Source organism: Paenarthrobacter sp. 10N417 (assembly GCF_056394745.1).
The window spans coordinates 70,439-77,062 of record NZ_JBFTIL010000026.1 but is presented as its reverse complement, the minus strand read 5'-3'; the positions used below and the strand labels follow the sequence as shown (position 1 = coordinate 77,062).

General features: G+C 61.6%; 7 protein-coding genes and 1 pseudogene. 5 read left to right on the top strand and 3 right to left on the bottom strand.

The annotated features are described in order from the left end of the window. From AC1DCM_RS23615 to AC1DCM_RS23600, 4 genes and pseudogenes are all read left to right on the top strand, one after another. Positions 1–132: pseudogene (locus tag AC1DCM_RS23615) on the top strand (L-idonate 5-dehydrogenase); the annotation flags it as partial. Between the two features lie 255 nt (positions 133–387). Beyond that, positions 388–618, top strand: a complete 231-nt coding sequence (locus AC1DCM_RS23610; RefSeq protein WP_442004313.1) for a hypothetical protein — start codon at positions 388–390, stop codon at positions 616–618. Positions 619–819: 201 nt separating this feature from the next. Further along, the gene (locus tag AC1DCM_RS23605; protein WP_477519904.1) at positions 820–1,179 is read left to right on the top strand and encodes a LapA family protein; all 360 of its coding nucleotides are present in this window, start codon (positions 820–822) and stop codon (positions 1,177–1,179) included. Next, positions 1,176–1,370: a hypothetical protein gene (locus AC1DCM_RS23600; protein ID WP_477519903.1), complete on the top strand. Its 195-nt coding sequence runs from the start codon at positions 1,176–1,178 to the stop codon at positions 1,368–1,370. Before AC1DCM_RS23605 ends, AC1DCM_RS23600 begins: the two co-directional genes overlap by 4 nt. A gap of 102 nt (positions 1,371–1,472) precedes the next feature. Here AC1DCM_RS23600 and AC1DCM_RS23595 read toward each other — a convergent pair whose 3' ends face one another. Both AC1DCM_RS23595 and AC1DCM_RS23590 read right to left on the bottom strand, forming a co-directional pair. Further along, entirely contained in the window at positions 1,473–1,772 is a 300-nt protein-coding gene (locus AC1DCM_RS23595) for a DUF4193 domain-containing protein (protein WP_216921958.1), read from the bottom strand. Positions 1,773–1,929: 157 nt separating this feature from the next. Next, a complete protein-coding gene (locus AC1DCM_RS23590) occupies positions 1,930–4,422 on the bottom strand; it encodes a beta-glucosidase (RefSeq protein ID WP_477519902.1) in 2,493 nt (830 codons plus the stop codon). Between the two features lie 141 nt (positions 4,423–4,563). Here AC1DCM_RS23590 and AC1DCM_RS23585 point away from each other — a divergent pair, with 141 nt between their 5' ends. Next, entirely contained in the window at positions 4,564–5,178 is a 615-nt protein-coding gene (locus AC1DCM_RS23585; protein WP_477519901.1) for a TetR/AcrR family transcriptional regulator, read from the top strand. Positions 5,179–5,232: 54 nt separating this feature from the next. Here the strand turns inward: AC1DCM_RS23585 and AC1DCM_RS23580 are convergent, their stop codons facing one another. After that, positions 5,233–6,579 carry an aspartate kinase gene (locus AC1DCM_RS23580; protein WP_477514483.1) on the bottom strand — a complete coding sequence of 449 codons (1,347 nt, stop codon included), beginning with the start codon at positions 6,577–6,579 and terminating at the stop codon, positions 5,233–5,235. Between the last annotated feature and the right edge of the window lie 45 nt (positions 6,580–6,624).

Genomic DNA, 6,624 nt, shown 5'->3' with positions numbered 1-6,624 from the left:
TCCTTGTTCGTGGACCCCGTGATAACGCACGAGTTCGACCTCGCCCACGGCCTCGAGGCATTCGACGTAGCCAGGAACTCAGCCGAGTCCGGCAAAGTCCTGCTGAACTTCAGTTCCAAGGGGAGCATATGAACGATCCTGAGCGCAGGATCGCCGTCATGGGTGTCTCCGGAAGCGGAAAAATAACCCCACATTGCGGTTCCCTTGGAATCGCCACTGAACGTCGCAGTGGAGTCCGTTCTGGCCGCGTTGGGAGTCATGGCCCGGCCCCTTCCGGCACCAAACGCTCGCGCCTTTTCCGGCCCGCGGGCGTAAAATTGGCGTACTGGTACGGCATACGCCGTCCTACCGCTTTTTCTCTCTCCAGTTGAAAGGAGGTGGAAGAACATGGGACGCAAGTTGGAAACCTTTCAGCACGTGACCGAGCGGCTGCAGTCCGTCTTCGGACCGGCAACCCATGGGGATACGGATGCCCCTGTTGTCCATAAACACGACGACTTCGAAACGGCTTCCGAGGAAGACTTGAAGAATTTCGAGGTTGAGACCGATTCGGAGGGTCATCACTACGCTGTCCGGAGGAACGATTCAGGACCAACTTCAACCGACTACACCGTGTGATCGCCAGTAACCATGAGTAACTGTGACCGACAGTAACAACGGCACCCAAATACCGAAGGACCGGACCGCGAACTCCGGTCCTTCCTTATTCCGATCCAGCCTTGCCCTGCCACTGTTGAGCCACTTATAAGCATGCTTATTATATGAGTGCACGGACAAGTGATGAGCACGCATACGTTCTGGGAAATGAGGGGGCTGTCAATGAGCGCTCAAGATGATGCCGCAATGGCCCGGGGAGGCTCTGGACGGGCGGACCACATACAGCCAAGGGTGGCACCGGCAAGTTCCCGGCCCACGCGAACAGCAGCGATCTGGGTGGCCGTAGCTGTGGGCCTGGTGGTGTTGGTCCTGTTGATCGTCTTCTTCGTCCAGAACCAGGATATGGTCACCGTCCGGTTCTTCGGACTGGAAGGGGCACTCGCCCTCGGCACCACGCTGTTCATCGCGGCTGTTGGAGGAGGCGTGCTGGTGGCGCTTGCTGGCGGCGCGCGGATTCTTCAACTCAGGGTGAGCAACCACCGGCGCCAGAAGATGATCGGCGGCCAAGGAGGCGGGTTATGACGGACGCTCCGCTGGAGGACGACGAGTCGCCGGACCGGCCTGCTCCGGAGGATGGCAGGGAGGCTGCCGGCATCCTTGGAGACGTTCTTTCCCCGGTGGTCGCACCTGAATACACCGACGAGGAGCGACTGTCGGAGCCCGATAAGTCCGAGCACGATAAGGAGGGCAAAGAGGAAGCAGGCGACAAGTAGTTAATTGCGGAAGGACCGGAGCGTGCGCTCCGGTCCTTCCGCAATTAATCCCGACGGCGGCACTCCCTGACGATTCATGTTCCGCCGGGGTGGCGGTCGTCTTTAGCCTTCGCAGTCAGTGCAGTAGGCGACGCCATCCTTTTCGCGGGCAATCTGCGAACGGTGGCGGACCAGGAAGCATGAGTTACAAGTGAACTCGTCGTTTGCCTGGGGGATGACCTGGATGATGAGTTCTTCAGCGACGATTTCGCCGCCGGGACCGTTGGCGTCCAGGCCGTCAGTTTCGTCGAGTTCAAGAACGACGCTCTTCGCCGTGGGGGCGCTGGCGGACTGGAGCGCCTGGAGGGACTGCTCCTGGTTCTCTTTTACATCGGTACGGAGTTCGTCGTAGTCGGCTGCCACTTTTTGATGCCTCTTCGTGTTAGGGGGTTACCGGGTATGCAACGTACAGCATGCCATGAAAATTCCATACCATACCCCAGATTCGGCGCTTGTGGCGAAAACCACGTGCGTGGCGCCCCAAAAAAGGCCGCCACGCCGCGCCGATTGCCCTCTATTATTACCGCACCTCGATGTCCAGAGTCTGGAAGGTGTCCGCAACATGGCGACCCACCAGCAGCCGGAAGCCTCCACGCTCAAACTGCCAGCCGCCGTCGTAGTGCGCAAAAGCCTTCGCCGGAATGCGGACTTCAACGCTGTCAGTCCCCGCTGGAGCAAGGTGCGTTCCCGCGTAGCCTGCCAGCCAACGGGCCGGACGTTCCACAGCGGAATCGGTGCGCTCAAGGTAGACCTGAACCACTTCACGTCCCGTACGCGTGCCGGTGTTCTTCACCGGGACGTGCACAACCACGTCCTTGCCGGCCTGAACCGACTGTGGCGCGTGTGCGGTGCCGAATTCGAAAGTCGTATACCCGAGTCCGAAGCCGAAAGGCAGCGCCGGAGCCGGGCCGCCTGCCGCTTGCTGCTTGAGCCACGCCCGGTAGCCCACATGAATTCCCTCGGAGTAGACCACTTTGCCGTCTACGGGAGTGGTGTTCAGGACCGGGACATCTCCAAGGGCGGCCGGCCACGTTGTAGGGAGCCGACCGCCAGGTTCCTCGGCGCCAAGCAGGATGTCTGCAATCGCGCTGCCGAACTCCTGTCCACCAAACCAGCCCAGCAGCACCGCGTTTACCTTCTCGAGCCACGGCATCACCACCGGTGAGCCGGAGTTCACAACCACTACCGTGCGTGGGTTGACCGCGGCGACAGCCTCAACGAGTTCGTTCTGGAACCCGGGGAGGTTCAGGTCCTTACGGTCAAAGCCCTCGGATTCGATGGCTGCATTGGTTCCGACGACCACCACAGCTGCATCTGAAGTCCGGGCGGCTTCCACCGCGGCGTCGATCTCCGCCTGGGGATCTGCCACTACCGTTTCTTCTCCCAGCAGGATTGCCGTGAACGGGATGATCTGTTCCTTGGGCAGGCGGTATTCGGCTTCGATTCGCACGCTCTGGCCGGCCGCGGCCTCGATTGCGTGAACAGTCTTGGGCGGATCGAAGAGTGCAGCACCCAGGACGTCGGTGTCGTCCTGGATCTCGTCGTTGAAGACTTCGGCTCCATCCAATGAGAGGCGGATGTGCCCTACTGTGCCCGCTCCGAGGTGGTGGACACCTGCCGAATCGGCTGTCCAATCGGTTTCCATCCGAATGATGGCGGCGCCTTCCGGGATGCCGATGCCGAACCAGATCAAATGTGAGGCGAGGCGGTCTTCGCCCGAAATCTCTGTGCCGTCCTCCGCGAGGAACGTCACGCGGATCCCCGGGACGTTGGAGACCGGGTTGTGCAGTGAAGTCCGGGGGAACGCCTGGAGGCCCTCGGCCACCTTGGCGCCGCGCGCGTAGGTGACACGGACGCCGTCGGGCAGTGCATTACGCAGGCCCTCCAGTGGCGAGACGGTGTACTTAGGCATCACCGTGGCGCTTCCGCCGCCTTGCGTCCGGGCCTCTGCCGCATTGTGGCCAATCACCGCAACGCTGTTCAGCGTGGTGGGATCCAGTGGCAGGATGCCGCCTTCGTTACGGACCAGCACGGCGCCTCGGACGGCAACTTCACGCGCGACGGCGGCCCCGTCAAGTTTCGCGGGGAGATCGGTGACCGCGGGCTGAAAGCCTTCGAGGGAGCCGACGCGGGCAGCGAGTCGCAGGATACGAGTGACCTTTTCCAGGATGGCCCCGCGGCTGACTCGACCATCATTGACGGCCGCCAGAAGCTTGGGTCCCCAATGGCCCACGGGCCCCGGCATTTCCAGATCCTGGTGGGCGTTGGCGGCATCAACGGAACGCACTCCCGTCCAGTCCGAAACCACCACGCCGTCGAAGCCCCATTCCGTGGAGAGCGGGGTTTCCAGCAGCTTGTTTTCACTCGCCGTGGTGCCGTTGATGGAGTTGTACGAGCTCATCACCAGCCAGGCACGCGCCTCCGTAATGGCGTCTTCGAACGCTGCAAGGTAGAGCTCACGCAGCGGTCGTTCGTCCACCACCGAGTCGGAAGTGAAGCGTTCCGTCTCGGCCTCGTTGGCCAGGTAGTGCTTGGGAGTCGCCCCTACGCCCATGGACTGCACTCCCGCAACGTACCCGGCGGCCAAGGTTGCTGTGAGCCGCGGATCCTCGCTCATGCATTCGAAATGACGGCCACCCAACGGGGAACGATGGAGGTTGATGGTGGGGCCGAGTACGGCGTGGACGCCCTTGCGGCGGGCCTCCTGGCCGAGAACCTGCCCGTAGCGGCGAGCGGTTTCCACGCTCCACGTGGCGGACAGCGCGGACGACGACGGGAGGGAGATTGAGTCGTGGCGCTCGTCGAAGTCTTCGCCACGGACGCCGGCCGGTCCATCCGACAGGACGACGCGACTGAGCCCAATTTCAGGGATGGCGTGGGTGGACCAGACATCCGCTCCCGTCAGTAGTTGGATCTGCTGCTCCAGGGACAGGCTCTGTGCGAGTTCCCGGATGCGATCTTCGGCATCGGGCACGCCTGTTGCCAGGACTGCTTGGGAGAGTGTGGGGTTCATGTACTTGACTCCTGATGAACTCAATGACCCACCGTCGGGTCTTATCAGGAGACTTTAGCGACAAAAATCTAGTGTGACTAGGTTTTTATGGAAATAAATCTAGGACGACTCGATTTTTGATGGGTGAAATAGACTGACTCAATGTCTACTTCCAAGGCCCGCGGTCAGTATGCGAAGGGTGCGGAACGCCGCGAACAAATCATCCAGACGGCTACCGACGTCTTTGCGACCGAAGGATTCGAAGGGACTGCGCTCAAGCGCGTCGCGGAACTCGTTGGGGTCAAGGAAGCCACCCTTTTCCACTACTTCAAGGGCAAGCAGGAACTCCTCACCGCAGTCCTGGCGGAGCGCGACCGACGGGCCATGGCTGTGGCGGGCCAGGAGGAGGTGGGCCTTAGCCTCATGCCGCCGATCGCCGAGAGGAACCAGCACGAGCCGGGGCTGACCACGCTGTACGCCGTCGCATCCGCCACAGCCAATGATCCCGGCCATGACTCCCACGGATACTTCAAAGAGCGGTACGAAAACGTGGTGCAGGGAATCAGTGAGGACATTGCCCGACGCCAGCAGACCGGTGAAGTCCGGGCCGACGTCGACGCGGCCATGCTGTCCAGATTGGTTGTCGCGGCGTTCGATGGCCTGCAGTTGCAGTGGCTCTATGACAAAGACGTGGACATGGCGGAGGGACTAAGGCAGCTCATCGACGTCCTGCTGGCTCCGGCTCACCCAAGTAGGTCGCAGCAGAGCGCGTTATGAAGGCTCAAAACGCGCTCTGCTGCGACTTAGTTGGGGTGCGTCGCTTGCTGAGCCCTAGCGGCCGGTGCCGCCGTAAACAGTAGCTTCAGCATCGCCGTCGAGCTCGAATGCGGCGTGGATGGCGCGGACGGCGTCATCCAAGGCATCTGCGCTGGTGACCACCGAGATGCGGATTTCCGACGTGGAGATCATGTCGATGTTGATGCCGGCGTCCGAGAGGGCCTTGAAGAACGTTGCCGAAACGCCGGGGTGTGAGCGCATTCCCGCGCCGATCAGGGACAGCTTGCCCACGTGCTCGTTGTATTCGATGCTCTCGAAGCCAATCTGGCCTTCAGCTGCCCGCAGGGCGGCCAAAGCGTCGGCGCCTTCAACGATTGGGAGGGTGAACGAGATGTCAGTCCGGCCCGTGCCGTGCGTGGACACGTTCTGCACGATCATGTCGATGTTCGAGTGCGCGTCCGCGATCACCTGGAAGATCGCAGCGGCCTTGCCCGGAATGTCCGGCACGCCTACAACGGTGACCTTGGCTTCGGACCGGTCGTGTGCAACGCCGGAGATGATTGGCTGCTCCAAGGCAACTCCCTCTTGAATCGTGAACTTTTCATCGGCGCTCGGGATGACCCACGTGCCTTCGTGCTGGCTGAATGAGGAACGGACGTGCAGCGGCACGCCGAAACGGCGGGCATACTCCACGCACCGAAGGTGCAGAATCTTGGCGCCTGAAGCAGCGAGTTCCAGCATTTCTTCGCTGGAGATGCGGTCGATCTTCTGGGCGGAGGACACAACGCGGGGGTCGGCGGTGTAGATGCCGTCCACGTCGGTGTAGATTTCGCAAACATCGGCTTCGAGCGCTGCAGCCAAAGCAACGGCCGTAGTGTCCGAGCCGCCACGCCCCAGCGTGGTGATCTCGTTGGTGCTGCGGCTCATGCCCTGGAAGCCCGCCACGATCGCAATGTGTCCCTTGTCCAAGGCGGTGCGGATGCGGTGGGGGTCGACGTCGATAATCCGGGCCTTGCCGTGGATGCCGTCGGTAATCATGCCTGCCTGGGAGCCCGTGAAGGACTGGGCCGAGGCGCCAAACTTGTTGATGGCCATAGCAAGCAGTGCCATGGAAATTCGCTCTCCTGCGGAAAGGAGCATGTCCATTTCGCGGGCAGGAGCGGAGTCCGTCACCTGTCCTGCGAGGTCCAGGAGTTCGTCTGTGGTGTCTCCCATGGCGGAAACAACAACCACAACCTCGTTGCCGGCCTTCTGCGCATCCACAACACGCTGAGCGACCCGCTTGATGCCATCAGCATCGGCAACCGAGGAACCGCCGAACTTCTGAACGATCAGCTGCTTGGTAATGGCAGCTCCGTCGGAGAGCTCTTCGATCTTCACTTCGGTAGTGGGCATAGTCATGCGCGCACCCTCACTGCATCAATAGGGTTCGAACGCGGCATGCCA

What these genes read in the sequence shown, in the direction of transcription:
- AC1DCM_RS23610 (WP_442004313.1), top strand. Translation starts at nt 388, where the DNA reads ATGGGACGCAAGTTGGAAACCTTTCAGCACGTGACCGAGCGGCTGCAG.
- AC1DCM_RS23605 (WP_477519904.1), top strand. Translation starts at nt 820, where the DNA reads ATGAGCGCTCAAGATGATGCCGCAATGGCCCGGGGAGGCTCTGGACGG.
- AC1DCM_RS23600 (WP_477519903.1), top strand. Translation starts at nt 1,176, where the DNA reads ATGACGGACGCTCCGCTGGAGGACGACGAGTCGCCGGACCGGCCTGCT.
- AC1DCM_RS23590 (WP_477519902.1), bottom strand. Translation starts at nt 4,422, where the DNA reads ATGAACCCCACACTCTCCCAAGCAGTCCTGGCAACAGGCGTGCCCGAT.
- AC1DCM_RS23585 (WP_477519901.1), top strand. Translation starts at nt 4,564, where the DNA reads ATGTCTACTTCCAAGGCCCGCGGTCAGTATGCGAAGGGTGCGGAACGC.
- AC1DCM_RS23580 (WP_477514483.1), bottom strand. Translation starts at nt 6,579, where the DNA reads ATGACTATGCCCACTACCGAAGTGAAGATCGAAGAGCTCTCCGACGGA.